Source organism: Ruegeria sp. D3 (assembly GCF_056534465.1).
Window position 1 is genome coordinate 1 of sequence record NZ_JBQFPK010000023.1, and the last position, 14,340, is coordinate 14,340.

Consider the following 14,340-nt stretch of genomic DNA (forward strand, 5'->3'; position numbering starts at 1 on the left):
CACATCTGGTCAGCGTCATGACCAAACGCGCCGTCCAAGCCTGTAGCTAAATCAAACGTCAGCCCTGAAAAAAACAGGGCTGACTTTAGGATCGACGAAGTCGCGGGAGTTTGGACGGTTGCCAATACGCGCCGGTATCTTCGCGCGCTTTTTGGTAGCGCTCGACTCTTTTGCGCGCATCTTCGCCACCGGTTTCAAATAGATGCCCCAAAAGGCAATCCAGAACCGCCGTAGCACCCGCGAAGTTGGAAAAATGATGCTGAGATCGGGTGCTGACCTGAAAAACAACGTCAGGTTCGATGCCTGGGGCGATCACGTCGCTTTCGGAAATCAAAATGACTTTCAGCCCCCTTTGTGTCGCAAAGCGCATCGCGGCGATTGTTTCGGCGGAATAGGGATGAAACGTGATGGCGATCAGGCAGTCCCGATCATTCGAGTCCAACAGGTCATCGATGACGGACCCCGAATGTCGCGGAGCAAGCTGTATGCCAGGATGCGCCATGCGACCCGCGTATGAAAAATAGTAGGCTAAGGCATAGCTTGCCCGTGTTGCTGTCACAAAACATCTGTTTGATTCGCTGATGTAGTGAATGGCTTTTGAAACCTTCGCAGGCTGCATAAGTCTCAGAGAGCGGGTCACGACATTCAACGAATTGTGTGCGAACTTCACTTGTGCCCGATCCAGTTCACTTCCGGACTCTGTGGTGTCCAGCCACTCTTGGCCCAGCTTGGATTCTTGGTCGGTGACCAGAGTTTTGCGGAAGGGTGTGCGGAACGCTTCAAAGCCGTCATACCCCATGCGCTGAGCCAACCGAACCAAGACGTTCGGGCTGACACCGATATTACTGGCCGTAACCCTAATAGAGTCCAACGCGAAGTCGCCGGGGTGATCGATAATATACTTAGCCGCCGCCTGAAGGCCCGGTGGCATTGATGAGATGTCGTCTCGCAGCTTGTGCGTAATTCGGGTCGGTGTATCTGGCATAGTGTAAAAAAACATTTGTTATGAAAATTGTAAATGAAAAACGTGTTCGCACACAGCTAGAGTGAGCCCAAGCAATCAAGGCCGCATCGATGAAGCACACAGCCCGTCCTTACGTTTTGGTCGCGCCAAATGGCGCGCGACGCACGTCGCAAGACCACGCAGAACTTCCTGTTGGGATCGACGATATAGTGTCGACGGCAAAGGCATGTTTTTCTGCCGGAGCACACGGTCTCCATCTGCATGTGCGTGACGAACAAGGAGCGCATTCGTTGGATCCGGGGCGATATCTCGAAGCGATAACCGAGTTGCGGCGCGCCGTTCCCGGCATGGATATCCAGATCACGACCGAGGCCGCCGGTATTTACGATGTTGCCGAGCAGTTGGACTGTCTTACCAAGGTTCAACCTGAATGGGTCTCAATCTCGGTGCGCGAAATCGCTCGATCACCGGAATTGGCTGCAAAAGTGTACGCAGTGTGTGCGGATATGGAAGCGCGCGTACAGCATATCCTTTATGATGCTGAAGATGCAGCTCTGCTGTCCTATTGGCAGGCCGACAGAACAGTCAAATCGGCTCAGACAGACCGACTTCTGGTACTGGGACGGTATACGCAGGGGCAAGAATCCGCGCTCGAAGTTCTGGATCAGTTTCCCTTAGGAGTGTCACCCTGGATGGTCTGCGCATTCGGGAAACAGGAACACGCTTGTTTGCGTCTGGCGGCCTCGCGCGGGGGAGACGTGCGGGTCGGGTTTGAAAACAGTCTGTACAGGCCAGACGGAACGGTTTGGGCGGACAATGCGGCGTCCGTATCGACTCTGGTTACATCACTTAAGAAAGGTTCGTTATGAGCAACATATTTCCGAGACACACGAAGTCGAAACTGCCGGTCGCTGTCGCGGGTGACGGGGCGTATTTGATCGACAGTCAGGGACGTCGATACCTGGATTGCGGAGATGCAGCCGTGTCGTGTCTGGGGCATTCAAACCAGTCGGTCATCAAGACCGTTCAGGATCAGGTTGAGAAGATTGCTTTTGCTCACACGGGGTTCATGACCTCGGAGCCGGCGGAAGCATTGGCCGAGATGTTGATACAAAATGCGCCGGGAAATCTGGACCGCGTCTACTTTGTATCCGGAGGATCCGAAGCGACGGAAGCGGCGATAAAGTTGGCCCGACAGTATTTCCTTGAGATTGGTCAGCCGGATCGACGGCATGTAATTGCGCGGCGTCAAAGTTACCACGGGAATACGTTGGGCGCGCTGTCTGCTGGCGGCAATGCCTGGCGTAGGGCGCAGTTTGCGCCCATGCTGATAGAGATGACGCATATCGCACCATGTTACGAATATGCTGAAAAACCTGACGGAGAGAGCAGCTTTGACTACGGCCAACGCGTCGCCAACGAGTTGGAAGATGAAATTTTGCGCCTGGGTCCGGACAGCGTTATGGCCTTTATGGCTGAACCCGTTGTCGGGGCAACTCTGGGTGCTGTCCCTGCTGTTGACGGCTATTTCAGGCGAATCCGTGAAATCTGCGACAAATACGGTGTGCTTTTGATCTTGGACGAAGTGATGTGCGGAATGGGGCGCACGGGTCACTTGTTCGCTTGCGATCACGACGGAGTTGTTCCTGACATATTGTGTATCGCGAAAGGCCTAGGGGCTGGCTATCAACCGATAGGCGCGATGCTTTGTACAGATGGGATTTACAGCGCCATCCGGGACGGGACGGGGTTCTTTCAGCACGGCCACACCTATGTTGGCCACCCCGTTGCAACGGCGGCAGCTTTGGCCGTTCTCCAGGAGCTAACCTCACGCAATCTGCCCGCCCGAGCCGGGGAGATGGGTCAAAAGCTCCAGCGTTCACTAGAAGACGCTTTTGGTCAGCATCCCAATGTCGGGGATATTCGAGGCCGGGGCTTGTTCCGGGGAATCGAACTGGTCGCTGATCAGGGCAGCAAGCGTCCATTTGATCCGGCGAAAGGACTGGCTGGAAAGATCAAACAGGCCGCATTTGCCGAAGGTCTGATCTGCTACCCTATGGCTGGTACTCGCGATGGACGTGTGGGGGACCACATTCTTCTCGCGCCGCCATTTGTCATTGAAGACACACAGATCGAGGAATTAACCTGGAAGCTGGGCAAAGCGATTTCGACCGTGCTATAACACCCTTGTGAACTGACTTTTCTTTTTAACTCAATAAAGTATTAGTCAAATTTTTTATTGGGGCGAGTGTAATGGTTAACGATATTTGGGCGAGTTTTCGAAGTCTTCCAACATGGGTTCAGATTTGGGTTCTCGTAGTTTTAATCCCGGTTAACCTTGCGCCTTTGGCTTTTATGGATCAACCACACGGTGAGTTAATCGCCGTTTTGGCAGTAACCGGTATGGCCCTGAATATTCCGATCATGCTAGCCGCTCGAGGGATGAGCAAGGCGATGGCTTTGCCGCACCTGTTGTGCTGGGGGCCTTTGGTGATAGTCATCGCGATGGTGTTGTCCGCAGATTCGGCGCTTTCGCCTGAATACGCCGGTTTCCTGACGTTGCTTCTTATCATTGATACGATATCGCTGGGCTTTGACCTGCACGATTCATTCCATTGGGTAAAAGCCAGATCGCAAAATAAAAGCCCCCTTTAAAAAAGGAGGCTTCTTCAGGGTTTACGCGGTCCTGATTACTTCTGAGGAAGCGGCCCGATCATCATGATCATTTGACGACCTTCCATCTTGGGCATGTTTTCGACCTTGCCCAGTTCCTTGATGTCCTCGGCGACACGTTCCAGCAATTCGCGTCCAAGGTTCTGGTGCGCCATCTCACGGCCACGGAACCGCAGAGTGACTTTGACCTTGTCGCCTTTTTCCAAAAACTTGAAAACGTTCTTCATTTTGACGTCATAGTCATGCGTGTCGGTGTTGGGTCGGAACTTGACCTCTTTCACCTCGATGACTTTTTGTTTTTTGCGCGCCTCGGCTTCGCGTTTTTGCGTCTCGTACTTAAACTTGCCAAAATCCATGATCTTGCAGACCGGCGGGTTCGCATTGGGCGAAATCTCGACCAGGTCAAGGCCCGCATCTGCGGCAAGTTGCATGGCTTTGGCGGGATGAACCACCCCGACGTTATCGCCGTCAGCGCCAATCAGGCGTATTTCGGGGGCACGGATTTTTTCATTGACGCGCGGGCCGGTATCTCTCTGAGGCGGCGCGTTGTGAGGTCTGCGAGCTATGGGTTCATTCCTTTGATGATTGCAGAAATTCGAGCCCGAAATTTAGACCGCCCGGCGCGCTGATTCAAGCGTGATCCGCGCCGAAAAGACCGAATTTCCCAGGTATCACAGCAGCTTTATGCGCCGACCACAGTCATTCCTGTGCCCGGCGCGGTCAGTTTAGCCTACAAAGGCTTTTTCGATCACGAATTCCTTGGGCTCGGAATTGGCGCCTTCGCGCAGGCCGAACTCCTCCAGAATCTCTTTGATATCCAGATTGAAAGCTAGCGACCCGCAGACCATGCCGCGATCGGTTTCCGGCTTAATGCCGCCTTCGATGCCCAGATCAGCAAAGACAGTGCCGTCTTTCAGCAGGTCGGTGATGCGGCCCATCTTGGGGCTCTCTTCCCGAGTGGTGGTCGGGTAATACCGGATCTTGTCGGCGAAACCTTCGCCCATCAACTCGGCCAGCATCTCGTCCTGACGGATGTTTTCGATCAGTTGGCGACCATATTCCAGCTCGGCCACTTCGCGGCAGGTATGGGTGATGATGACCTCATCGTAATCCTCATAGGTCTGCGGCTCGCGCAAAAGCGAGGCGAAGGGGGCAAAGCCGGTGCCGGTGGCAAAGAACCACAGACGTTTGCCCGGAAGCAGAGCGTCATGGACCAGCGTACCAACGGGCTTGGGCCGCAGGATGATCTGGTCGCCGGGTTTGATGTGCTGCAGCTTCGAGGTCAGAGGGCCGTCCTGCACCTTGATCGAATAGAACTCAAGTTCTTCGTCCCAGGACGGCGATGCAATGGAATATGCGCGCAGCAAAGGTTTCCCATTGTCGCCCAGCAAGCCGATCATCACAAACTCGCCCGAGCGGAAGCGCAGCGAGGCAGGGCGCGAAACCTTGAAGGAAAACAGGCTGTCGGTCCAATGTTTGACGTCGGTTACGGTCTGCGCGTCCGGCAGAACGGGGGCCTTTACGGCGGTTGCTTCGGTCACGGGCTTCATCTCTGTCATCGTTTCACTGCCGGTTGGGTAAACCGACATCTCCGTTTAATCTTTGATCCACGTCAGGAAAAGGGGCAGTTGCCCCAACGTCGCACTGACTGACGTAAAGTTCAGTTATCCGCGCAGGCGGGATTGATAATTGTTATCCCGCCAGTTGGCGCGGGCCAGCCATTGATCTTCGGGCTGGCGTTGCGCCAAAGCCTGGTCGATCTCGACTTCGTCAAAGCCGCTGCGACGGGCCATCGCAAACTGATCGGCCAACACATGGCCGCGCGCTCGCAAACGCCCGGTATAGCCTTTCAGGCGCAGAATGCGCGCGATGGTAAACCCGCGCCCATCGGCCGAGGACGGAAAGTCCACGCGAACCATTCTGGCGCTGCCGAGGCGGTCATACAGTTCATCCGGGTCGGTGTCCGAAGCCACATCCAGCGCAACCACGTCGTTGGCGGCGTCTTCCAGCGTGACAAACCCATCGGTCCAGTCGTCGGGGGCAAAGCCCTCATCAGTTACGATTACGTTCATGTTGTCTCTCCGGCGCGCACCATTTTGCCATCGACAAAATGGATGCCGCATTCTTCCTTGTTCTGGTTGCGCCAGCGCCCGGCGCGGGGGTCTTCGCCCTCTTTGACCGGTGAGGTGCAGGGCGCACAGCCGATCGAAGGGTATCCTTTGGCCACCAGCGGGTGCCGGGGCAGGTTGTTTTCTTCCATATAAGCGCGCACGTCCTCGGGCGCCCAATGGGCCAGCGGGTTAACTTTGATCCGACCGGTGCCGTCCTCGACCTCAAAGAAGTCAAGCGCGGCGCGGGTGCCGGACTGGAACCGCTTGCGCCCTGTGATCCAGCCGCAATAGCCCGTCAGGGCTTTTTGCAGCGGGAAGGTTTTGCGCAAGTTGCAGCATGCATCCGTATCCCGCAGACGCAGCGCGCCGTAAGGGTCGTCGCGCTGCACATCCTCATCTTCGGCGCGGATGATTTGCACGTTTTTCAGGCCCAGACGTTCGCTGACCTCCTGCTGGTATTCCAGCGTTTCGGTGAACAGCATCTGCGTGTCCACAAACAGCACCGGGGTCATCTTGTCGACCACAGCCGCCATATGCAGCAACACAACTGACTCGGCCCCGAAGCTGGACACCAGGGCAAGGTCTTCAATCTCTTCGATGGCACCATGCATCACGTCATGCGCGCTGTGATGCCGGAACCGGGCGTTCAGCGCCTCGACCTTTTCGGTCAGTTCGCTGCGGTCTTTGCCCAGTTCCGTCTGGATCAGATCAAGCGGCATTCGCCTGAGCCTCGGGGTACAGAGCTGCCTTGAACGGAGCCATGCCGACACGGCGATAGGTCTGCAGGAACTCTTCTTCGGGGCTGTCGCGCTGTTCCAGATAGGTGTTCACGATCCGCTCGACTGCGGAAACGATCTCATCATAGGCAAAGCCGGGGCCGGTCCGATCGCCGATGGCTGCTGTTTCGGTGCCGTCGCCGCCCAGAGTGATCTGATAGTTCTCGACGCCTGCACGATCCAAGCCCAGGATGCCGATGTGGCCAACGTGGTGATGCCCACAAGCGTTGATGCAGCCCGAGATCTTGATCTTCAGGTGGCCGATATCATGCTCCAGCTTCAGATCGTCGAAACGGGTCGCAATTTCCTGAGCAACGGGGATCGAGCGTGCGGTGGCCAATGCGCAGTAGTCCATGCCCGGGCAGGCGATGATGTCGCTGATCAGGCCGATATTGGCGGTCGCCAGCTCGTATTCCTTCAGCTTGGCGTGGATCGAGGGCAGGTCCGATTTGTGGACATGCGGCAGGATCACGTTCTGTTCGTGGCTGATGCGCAGCTCGTCATAAGCGAACTCTTCCGCCAGATCGGCCATCACGCGCATCTGTTCAGCGGTCGCATCACCCGGCGTCGCGCCGTGCTTTTTGATCGAGATCGTGACAATCGCATGATCCGCGTTCTTGTGCGGCGCGATGTTGGTATCAACCCACGACCGGAAGACCGGATCGTTGGTATAGGCGCTTTCAAACGACGCGACCGAGCCCTGACGGAAATCAGGCGCTGCAAAGTGGCCTTTGATCTCTTCCAACAACGCCATATCGGCACCTTTGAACTGCGGGCGAACCTGCAGGAAGCGCTCGTTGACCTTGGCGCGGATGGTGTCGATACCGTTTTCGTGGACGGTGATCTTGATGCGCGCTTTGTATTTGTTGTCGCGGCGGCCGATCTGGTTCCAGACGGACACAGTCGCTTCAAGATAGGCCAGCAGATCGTCAAAGGCGACGAAATCCGACAATTCCTTGCCGATCATCGGCGTGCGGCCCAGACCACCACCTACGATCACGCGGGCACCCAGAACGCCGTCACGCTCGACCAGTTGCAGGCCGATATCGTGTGCCTTGATCACGGCGCGGTCGTTTTCGCTGCCGGTGATGGCGATCTTGAACTTACGCGGCATGAACTGGAATTCCGGGTGATCAGTGGACCACTGGCGCAGCAGCTCGGCATAGGGGCGCGGGTCGGCGATCTCATCCGCGGCGGCACCGGCGAAATGGTCCGCAGTCACGTTTCGGATAGTGTTGCCCGAGGTCTGGATGGCATGCATGCCCACCTCGGCCAGCGCGTCCAGCATATCCGGCACGTCGTTCAGCTTGGGCCAGTTATACTGGATGTTCTGGCGGGTGGTGAAGTGGCCATAACCCTTGTCCCACTTCTCGGCCAGAAGCGCCAGCTGGCGCATTTGTGCGCTGGACAGCGTACCATAGGGAATGGCGACGCGCAGCATATAGGCGTGCAGCTGCAGATACAGACCGTTCATCAGACGGAAGGGTTTGAATTCATCCTCGGTCAGCGAGCCGTCGATGCGACGCTCAACCTGTGCGCGGAACTGCTTGTTACGTTCTGCCAAAAATGCTGTGTCGAACTCGGAGTAGCGATACATGATTAGCTGTCCTTAGTTGCAGCCCCGAACCTGGGGCCTTGAAAGGGGAGAGAGAGGGCCTGAGCTCAGGCCCGGGGCTGCGTTGCTGTTTCCTGCTTGCCGTGGGCATAGTTGGACGGGCCAGTACGCCGGAAGTCCTCGCGGAAATGGGTGGGTTCGGGGCCGTTTTCACCAGCCACGGCATCGGCCAGATAGGCTCCAACAATCTTGTTGGCCTGACGTGCGGCGTCTAGCAGACGGACCTGTGCGTGGGCTTCGTCGGTGATCAGTTCGGCTTCGGCCAGATCACGCGACCAGCGGTCATCTTCAGTCAGGTAGATCACGTCGCCTTCCAGCAAGTCGTTTGCGGTGACGATTTTGGGGGTAAAAGCGCGGGCCATCAGGCGTGCTCCTTATTGAATTCGGTCAGGGCCTGGGCCGCTTGGCGCGGTTCAAGGCCAATGAATGTCAGGGTAGGGCCGCCCATTTCGGCGGCGGTCAGATCAGCGGGTAGGCGATCCAAATTGGTGGCCATAACGCGTTGGTCGGAACGCGATGCGTTTTCGATCAACGTAACGGGGGTTTCTCGATCCGCACTGTGCATGATCAGTCGGCCTTGGATGAAACGGGCTGACTTCTTACCCATATAAATTGCTGCGACGGAACCTGGGCGTGCCAAAGCAGCCCAGTCGTGATCGGCAAAACCCTTCATGTCGTGCCCCGTCAAGAACCGGACCGAGGAATTTCGGCCACGTCGGGTCAGGCTTTGACCGATCCCAGCAACAGCTGCGGACGCCGCAGTAATACCGGGGATGATGGCCCACGAGATGCCCGAGGCTTCAACGGCCTCGATCTCTTCGTCCAGACGCCCAAACACGGTGGGGTCACCGGATTTCAACCGGACGACGCGCTGTCCGTTCAGCGCATGTTCCACCAATAGTGCGTCGATATCCTGCTGCTTCCACGAGGGGCCGAACCCGGCTTTGCCAACATCAACCAGAACAGCAGTCTTGCCGGCCAATTCCAGAACTTCGGCACTTATCAACCGATCATGCAAAACCACATCCGCGCATTCAAACGCACGCAACGCCTTGAGCGTCAGCAATTCAGGATCGCCCGGACCCGCGCCGACAAAGTCGACATGTCCTGCTCCGTTATGTGAATGCGCGTTCTGCATGTTTGGTTCCGGTTCGTTTGACTTGACCTGCAATATAGGAAATATTCCCGGTATTGCGCCATATGGGTGCACAAATAAGAACAAATGTTCTTTCGACGGCGCGTTGGAGAACGTGAGTTTCGAAACAAAGGAAAAATTGGGATGTCGGTGCGCATTGACGACACAGATCGGAAAATTCTGGTTGAGCTGCAGCGCGATGCCAGCCAATCACTGGACGAAATTGCCGCGCGTGTTGGCAGTTCGAAGACCCCGGTCTGGAACCGAATCCGCAAGCTGAAGGGGGCCGGTGTGATCGGTCAACAGACCGTCTTGCTGGATGCCGAGGCACTGGGTTTTGAAGCGACGTTCTTCGTTCTTATACGCACGTCCGAACACGAAGCAGACTGGCAGCGCAAATTCCTTAAGGCCCTTCGCGACCGTCCCGAGGTGCAAGAGGCGCATCGTTTGGCGGGTGACATTGACTACATCCTCAAGGTTCGGGTCAAAAATGCGCGGGCTTACGACGAATTCTACCAAACGCTGATCTCGGAAGTGCGGGTTCACAATGTGACCGCACTGCTGTCCATGGAAGAGATCAAATCGACCACAATGCTGCCGCTGAACGCTCTGGTCGCAGAATAATCCGTCAGGTCGTGACCATCAGGCGGGTCAACCCGTGAAAGTGGTACGTGTTGGAATAGTCCGGATCGCCCTCTAGGCGCAGGGACGGGCAATGATCAAATAGGGTTTTGAGGGCGATGCGCATCTCGAGACGCGCCAATGGCGCGCCGACGCAGAAATGCAGCCCTGCGCCAAAGCTGGTATTTGTTACGACGTCTCGGCTGGGTAAGAACTGATTTGGATCGGCCCAAACGAAAGGGTCGCGGTTTGCAGCGCCAAGCAACAAGGCGACCTCATCGCCGCGTTTGAAGCTGTGGCCGAAAAGATCAACCTGCTCATAGGCGTAGCGTGTGAACATGTGTAAGGGCGGGTCATATCTGAGGATCTCCTCAACGGTGCCGTCAATCCGGTTCTCATCCAATACGTCTGGCCTTGTTCCGGTCTGAAGCAGTGTCTGCACGCCATTTCCCAACGCATGGACCGTCGCCTCATGTCCGGCATTCAACAAAAGCACACAAGTCGCAATCAATTCGTCCCGCGATAGCTTTTCGCCGTCTTCCTCGGCTGCGATCAGCTTTGTGATCAGATCTGGACCCGGCTCGACGCGGCGCAGGTCGATATAATTGCTTAGGAACTCAGTGAATTGCGCTGATGCCTGCGCTGCCCGGTCTTCGGTCTGGCGGGTTCGGTTTGCCTGGTACATCGCGACCATATCGTGGGACCATTGCAGAAGGTCAGGGGCCATATGCTCGGGTACGCCCAGCAACCGGCAAATGGTGATCACTGGCGCCTGCGTGCAATATGTCTGCAGCAGATCGAACGGTTCGTCGGGAAATTCGTGGATAAGGTCGCGGCACAGTTGTTCGATGTCTGGGGTCATCGCGGCAATAGAGCGGGACGTAAAGGCCCTTATGACCAGACTACGCAATCGCGTGTGGCGCGGAGGTTCCAGTTCGAGAAGAGAATGATCCTCGATCGCCTGCCAAGCTGCCAGATGATCGGGGCCGGGGGTTTGCAATTCGGTTGGCTTCTCGCGCCCAAATCGCCGATCTTTCAGTAATGTCTGAACGGCTCTGTGCGATACTGCGGCAACCTTGTTGTAGTCTTCCCAGAAAAACAGGTCTCCGAACCTGCGCGCATGGTCATAAAAAGGATAGGGGTCCTGAACGAATACGGGATCAACCGGCGACTGCGAGATTTTCTTCATGCCGCGCAGACTTGCCATAGGCCGCGCTGAATGCAAGACCCTAGGATATGCACAGAGCATTCGTCGTCATAGGTTTTCTGTTCTCGGTCGCGCTGCTGTCGGCGGGCGTCTGGTCCTACGGGTTCAGGCAGGCGTTGTCGCAGCTTAGCGAGAAGGCCGAGGCCGATTTGGAACTGGCCGCGGACCGGTTAAGCACTCAGATGCAGGTCTATCAGGAATTGGCCGTTCTGATGGCGGGCCATCCTGCGCTGGCTACGCTGGACACACCCTCACAACGTCAGGCGGCACAAGCCATGTTGCTGGACGTGGCCGATAAGACAGCTGCTGTCAACATGTTATATCTGGACCGCAATGGTCGGGTTCTGACCGCTGCACAGCCGATCGCGCAGGGCAGTCTGGCGGGTCACCCAGCGTTCGAACGCGCATTGCAGGGCGCTTTGGGGAGTGCGCACGGGGTCCTTCCCGAAAGCGGTGCGCGCATTTATTCTTACGCAGCACCGACATTTGATGCATTGGGTCGGGTGCAAGGGGCCTTGATGGTCGTCGCCGATGTTCAGGATGTCGAACAAACATGGCGCGGCAGTACCGAGGCCGTTTTCTTTGTGGATTCCGAAGGGGTGGTCTTTATCTCGAACCGGTCCGACCTTCTGTTCTGGTATCGGTCCGAGGGTCAGCAGGGCCTGTCTCCGCCAGAAGGGGATGCGACCGATTTCGCCTCGACCATGATCGGTGGGCACGAGCTTTGGCGATTGGGGTGGGGCAGGTATCTGCCTGAACGTGCGCTGCACCTGACGCTTGATTTGCCTGTGATCGACATGACGGCCGAGGTTTTGGTCGATGTTGCTCCGGCGCGGCGTTTGGCAGGGCTGCAGGCTGCTGCGGTAGCTGCGATCTGTTTTGCTTTTGGCGCCTTGTTGTTCCTGGCGACGGAGCGGCGCAGGACGCTGGCGCAGGCCAATGTCGTTCTGGAAAGTCGTGTTGCGCAGCGAACCCGTGCTCTGACGGCTGCCAACACCGCTCTCAGGCGCGAAGTTCATGAGCGGCAAGAGGCTGAAACCGCATTAAAGAAAGCCCAGGCCGAGCTGATACAGGCCGGAAAACTAAGCGCATTGGGGCAGATGTCCGCCGGGATCAGCCACGAACTAAACCAGCCGCTCATGGCGATCCAGCAATTTGCCGATAATGGCACAGCATTTTTGTCGCGTGGGCGCGAGGGGCGTGCGGCTGAAAATCTGACACGCATATCGGACATGGCGGCGCGGATGGCGCGCATCATCAAAAACCTTCGGGCCTTTGCCCGAAACGAAAGTGAACCTATGGGTAAGGTCGACTTGGTTCAGGTGATCGAAACGGCTGTCGAACTGACCGATGCGCGCCTGCGGTCCGAAGGGGTCGAACTGGAATGGCAGCTGCCTTCTGGTCCTGTTTTTGCTTGGGGCGGCGAGGTGCGGCTTGTTCAGGTGTTTGTGAACCTGATCAACAACGCCGCCGATGCCATGAGCCAGCAGGATGACAAGTTGATCAATATTGCGATCGAGACGGGTGACAAACTGGCGGTCACGGTGCGCGATATCGGCCCAGGTATCGAAAACACTGAAAAACTGTTCGAGCCGTTCTATACCACCAAGGCTGTGGGATCGTCCGAGGGGATGGGGTTGGGCCTCTCGATCTCTTACGGGTTGGTCCAGAGTTTTGGTGGTAACATCCGTGGAACCAACGCGCAGACAGGGGCGATGTTCACGGTCGAGCTTGAGTATTACCGGGAAGATGAGGTCGCATGACACGAAAGGTCCTTTTGGTCGATGACGATGCGGCGGTGCGCGAGGCTTTGGCCCAAACGCTGGAGCTGGCGGATTACGCGCCCGTGACTGCTGGGTCTTTCGTAGCCGCCAAGGATCACATTCGGGCTGATTTTGCAGGTGTTATCGTGTCGGACATCAGGATGCCCGGACGTGACGGGTTTCACCTGTTGAACTACGCGCGTGAGGTTGATGCCGATCTGCCGGTGATCTTGTTGACTGGCGAAGGTGATGTCCCCATGGCCGTTCGTGCGATGGGGACAGGTGCATTTGATTTTCTCGAAAAACCATGCGCTGCCTCGGACTTGCTCGAGGTTCTGGAACGCGCACAGGCGGCGCGGCGACACGTTCTGGAACAGCGTACCTTGAAACATGAGTTGGAAAAAGGAGATCCAGCCGCGCGGCTTCTGTTCGGCCTGTCTGCGCAAGCCGAGCGGCTTAGGGAACGGGTTCGTACGGTTGCCCGGACAGGGGTAGAGGTTCTGGTGACCGGCCCCGCAGGCAGCGGCATTTCAAAGGTGGCTGAAGTGGTGCATTTGATGTCTCCGCAATCGCAAGGCCCGTTTGTCAAACGCCCTGCCTCGGGGTTGACGGTGCAGGAGTTACGACATGTTTGCGAGGACGCCGCGGGGGGCTCATTGTTTTTGGATGAGATTTCGGCGATGCCGACTGAAACCCAGTACGCTGCCCTTGAAATCGTCGAGCAAGGGGTCGGCGCGCGTATCATCGCCGGAACCACTGCTGATCTCGCGCGCTTGTCTGATGCGGGACAGTTTCATGCCGACCTTTTCTATCGTTTGGACGTGATGCGGGTTCGGATACCGTCGCTTGCTGAACGCCCCGAGGATATTCCGGTGATCTTTCGCCACTATGTTGCACAAGCGGCCGAGCAGGCCGGGATTGCTGCACCGGATATCACGTCGGAACATTTGGCGTCATTGATGACGCAGGACTGGCCGGGCAATGCGCGATCCCTGATGTCAGCGGCCATGCGGTTTGTTCTTGGGATGCCGGACGAGGTCGCTTCGGCCGCAGAACTGGGGCTGAGTGAGCAGATGGCCCAAGTCGAACGTTCGCTTTTGATTGCGTCTTTGGGGCGCCACAATGGCAAGGCCTCGGACGCGGCCAAAGCGCTAAAACTGCCGCGCAAGACCTTCTATGACAAACTAGCGCGTTATGGCATTCGCCCCGAGGATTACCGAAGGTAGGTTCTCCCGCCGCCTGTCACTCCATTTTCATGCAATTCAAGGCGTTGGGCGTGGCAGTCCGCTGGTGCGGACTGCGGTGGCGCCGGTGTTGTCGGGTGATTCTAACCGTACGATTCGAAATATGTGCGAAAATCCGCACAAAGGCAGATTTCCTTGTGTGGAATTTCGCACGTAGTCCAGGTTGGTTCACGGCAGACTTAGTTGAAACGCTGATACATGAAATAAAAACAAAGGCTTAAAACGAATCTC

15 protein-coding genes are annotated in these 14,340 nt (G+C 56.8%); 6 read left to right on the top strand and 9 right to left on the bottom strand.

What is annotated here, in order from left to right:
- Positions 1-85: 85 nt before the first annotated feature.
- Positions 86-985: a MurR/RpiR family transcriptional regulator gene (locus tag ACR0DX_RS21625; protein WP_170353995.1), complete on the bottom strand. Its 900-nt coding sequence runs from the start codon at positions 983-985 to the stop codon at positions 86-88.
- A gap of 89 nt (positions 986-1,074) precedes the next feature.
- On the opposite strand from ACR0DX_RS21625, the gene ACR0DX_RS21630 reads away from it, so the two are divergent.
- The 3 genes from ACR0DX_RS21630 (at position 1,075) to ACR0DX_RS21640 (ending at position 3,619) form a co-directional block, all read left to right on the top strand.
- Positions 1,075-1,833, top strand: a complete 759-nt coding sequence (locus ACR0DX_RS21630) for a beta-keto acid cleavage family enzyme (RefSeq protein ID WP_480847361.1) — start codon at positions 1,075-1,077, stop codon at positions 1,831-1,833.
- Positions 1,830-3,146: an aspartate aminotransferase family protein gene (locus ACR0DX_RS21635; RefSeq protein WP_170353999.1), complete on the top strand. Its 1,317-nt coding sequence runs from the start codon at positions 1,830-1,832 to the stop codon at positions 3,144-3,146. The genes ACR0DX_RS21630 and ACR0DX_RS21635 overlap by 4 nt, the downstream gene beginning before the upstream one ends.
- A 71-nt stretch (positions 3,147-3,217) precedes the next feature.
- Positions 3,218-3,619 carry a hypothetical protein gene (locus tag ACR0DX_RS21640; protein ID WP_170354001.1) on the top strand — a complete coding sequence of 134 codons (402 nt, stop codon included), beginning with the start codon at positions 3,218-3,220 and terminating at the stop codon, positions 3,617-3,619.
- A 35-nt stretch (positions 3,620-3,654) separates the two neighbouring features.
- Here the strand turns inward: ACR0DX_RS21640 and infC are convergent, their stop codons facing one another.
- The 7 genes from infC to cobA all read right to left on the bottom strand — a co-directional run bounded on the left by infC (position 3,655) and on the right by cobA (position 9,277).
- Positions 3,655-4,245: a translation initiation factor IF-3 gene (infC, locus tag ACR0DX_RS21645; protein WP_331251861.1), complete on the bottom strand. Its 591-nt coding sequence runs from the start codon at positions 4,243-4,245 to the stop codon at positions 3,655-3,657.
- A gap of 117 nt (positions 4,246-4,362) precedes the next feature.
- Positions 4,363-5,196 (bottom strand): ferredoxin--NADP reductase, encoded by an 834-nt coding sequence (locus ACR0DX_RS21650; RefSeq protein WP_170354002.1) that lies wholly within the window; start codon positions 5,194-5,196, stop codon positions 4,363-4,365.
- Positions 5,197-5,301: 105 nt separating this feature from the next.
- Positions 5,302-5,709, bottom strand: a complete 408-nt coding sequence (locus tag ACR0DX_RS21655) for a DUF934 domain-containing protein (RefSeq protein WP_170354004.1) — start codon at positions 5,707-5,709, stop codon at positions 5,302-5,304.
- On the bottom strand, positions 5,706-6,467 hold the full coding sequence (locus ACR0DX_RS21660; RefSeq protein ID WP_170354006.1) for a phosphoadenylyl-sulfate reductase: 762 nt from the start codon (positions 6,465-6,467) through the stop codon (positions 5,706-5,708). Before ACR0DX_RS21660 ends, ACR0DX_RS21655 begins: the two co-directional genes overlap by 4 nt.
- The gene (locus tag ACR0DX_RS21665) at positions 6,457-8,121 is read right to left on the bottom strand and encodes a nitrite/sulfite reductase (protein ID WP_170354008.1); all 1,665 of its coding nucleotides are present in this window, start codon (positions 8,119-8,121) and stop codon (positions 6,457-6,459) included. Before ACR0DX_RS21665 ends, ACR0DX_RS21660 begins: the two co-directional genes overlap by 11 nt.
- 65 nt (positions 8,122-8,186) lie before the next feature.
- The gene (locus ACR0DX_RS21670) at positions 8,187-8,501 is read right to left on the bottom strand and encodes a DUF2849 domain-containing protein (RefSeq protein WP_170354009.1); all 315 of its coding nucleotides are present in this window, start codon (positions 8,499-8,501) and stop codon (positions 8,187-8,189) included.
- A complete protein-coding gene (gene cobA, locus ACR0DX_RS21675) occupies positions 8,501-9,277 on the bottom strand; it encodes a uroporphyrinogen-III C-methyltransferase (protein ID WP_170354011.1) in 777 nt (258 codons plus the stop codon). Before cobA ends, ACR0DX_RS21670 begins: the two co-directional genes overlap by 1 nt.
- Before the next feature lie 141 nt (positions 9,278-9,418).
- On the opposite strand from cobA, the gene ACR0DX_RS21680 reads away from it, so the two are divergent.
- The gene (locus ACR0DX_RS21680; protein WP_170354013.1) at positions 9,419-9,898 is read left to right on the top strand and encodes an Lrp/AsnC family transcriptional regulator; all 480 of its coding nucleotides are present in this window, start codon (positions 9,419-9,421) and stop codon (positions 9,896-9,898) included.
- A gap of 4 nt (positions 9,899-9,902) precedes the next feature.
- On the opposite strand, the gene ACR0DX_RS21685 is transcribed toward ACR0DX_RS21680, so the two are convergent.
- Positions 9,903-11,084: a cytochrome P450 gene (locus tag ACR0DX_RS21685; RefSeq protein ID WP_480847366.1), complete on the bottom strand. Its 1,182-nt coding sequence runs from the start codon at positions 11,082-11,084 to the stop codon at positions 9,903-9,905.
- Positions 11,085-11,131: 47 nt separating this feature from the next.
- On the opposite strand from ACR0DX_RS21685, the gene ACR0DX_RS21690 reads away from it, so the two are divergent.
- Positions 11,132-12,865 carry an ATP-binding protein gene (locus ACR0DX_RS21690; protein WP_170354017.1) on the top strand — a complete coding sequence of 578 codons (1,734 nt, stop codon included), beginning with the start codon at positions 11,132-11,134 and terminating at the stop codon, positions 12,863-12,865.
- The gene (locus ACR0DX_RS21695) at positions 12,862-14,091 is read left to right on the top strand and encodes a sigma-54-dependent transcriptional regulator (protein WP_170354019.1); all 1,230 of its coding nucleotides are present in this window, start codon (positions 12,862-12,864) and stop codon (positions 14,089-14,091) included. The genes ACR0DX_RS21690 and ACR0DX_RS21695 overlap by 4 nt, the downstream gene beginning before the upstream one ends.
- Positions 14,092-14,340: the final 249 nt, after the last annotated feature.

Coding starts and splice junctions, on each gene's coding strand:
- ACR0DX_RS21630 (WP_480847361.1), top strand. CDS start 1,075: ATGAAGCACACAGCCCGTCCTTACGTTTTGGTCGCGCCAAATGGCGCG.
- ACR0DX_RS21680 (WP_170354013.1), top strand. CDS start 9,419: ATGTCGGTGCGCATTGACGACACAGATCGGAAAATTCTGGTTGAGCTG.
- ACR0DX_RS21640 (WP_170354001.1), top strand. CDS start 3,218: ATGGTTAACGATATTTGGGCGAGTTTTCGAAGTCTTCCAACATGGGTT.
- ACR0DX_RS21625 (WP_170353995.1), bottom strand. CDS start 985: ATGCCAGATACACCGACCCGAATTACGCACAAGCTGCGAGACGACATC.
- cobA (WP_170354011.1), bottom strand. CDS start 9,277: ATGCAGAACGCGCATTCACATAACGGAGCAGGACATGTCGACTTTGTC.
- ACR0DX_RS21635 (WP_170353999.1), top strand. CDS start 1,830: ATGAGCAACATATTTCCGAGACACACGAAGTCGAAACTGCCGGTCGCT.
- ACR0DX_RS21685 (WP_480847366.1), bottom strand. CDS start 11,084: ATGAAGAAAATCTCGCAGTCGCCGGTTGATCCCGTATTCGTTCAGGAC.
- ACR0DX_RS21670 (WP_170354009.1), bottom strand. CDS start 8,501: ATGGCCCGCGCTTTTACCCCCAAAATCGTCACCGCAAACGACTTGCTG.
- ACR0DX_RS21655 (WP_170354004.1), bottom strand. CDS start 5,709: ATGAACGTAATCGTAACTGATGAGGGCTTTGCCCCCGACGACTGGACC.
- ACR0DX_RS21650 (WP_170354002.1), bottom strand. CDS start 5,196: ATGACAGAGATGAAGCCCGTGACCGAAGCAACCGCCGTAAAGGCCCCC.
- ACR0DX_RS21665 (WP_170354008.1), bottom strand. CDS start 8,121: ATGTATCGCTACTCCGAGTTCGACACAGCATTTTTGGCAGAACGTAAC.
- ACR0DX_RS21690 (WP_170354017.1), top strand. CDS start 11,132: ATGCACAGAGCATTCGTCGTCATAGGTTTTCTGTTCTCGGTCGCGCTG.
- ACR0DX_RS21660 (WP_170354006.1), bottom strand. CDS start 6,467: ATGCCGCTTGATCTGATCCAGACGGAACTGGGCAAAGACCGCAGCGAA.
- ACR0DX_RS21695 (WP_170354019.1), top strand. CDS start 12,862: ATGACACGAAAGGTCCTTTTGGTCGATGACGATGCGGCGGTGCGCGAG.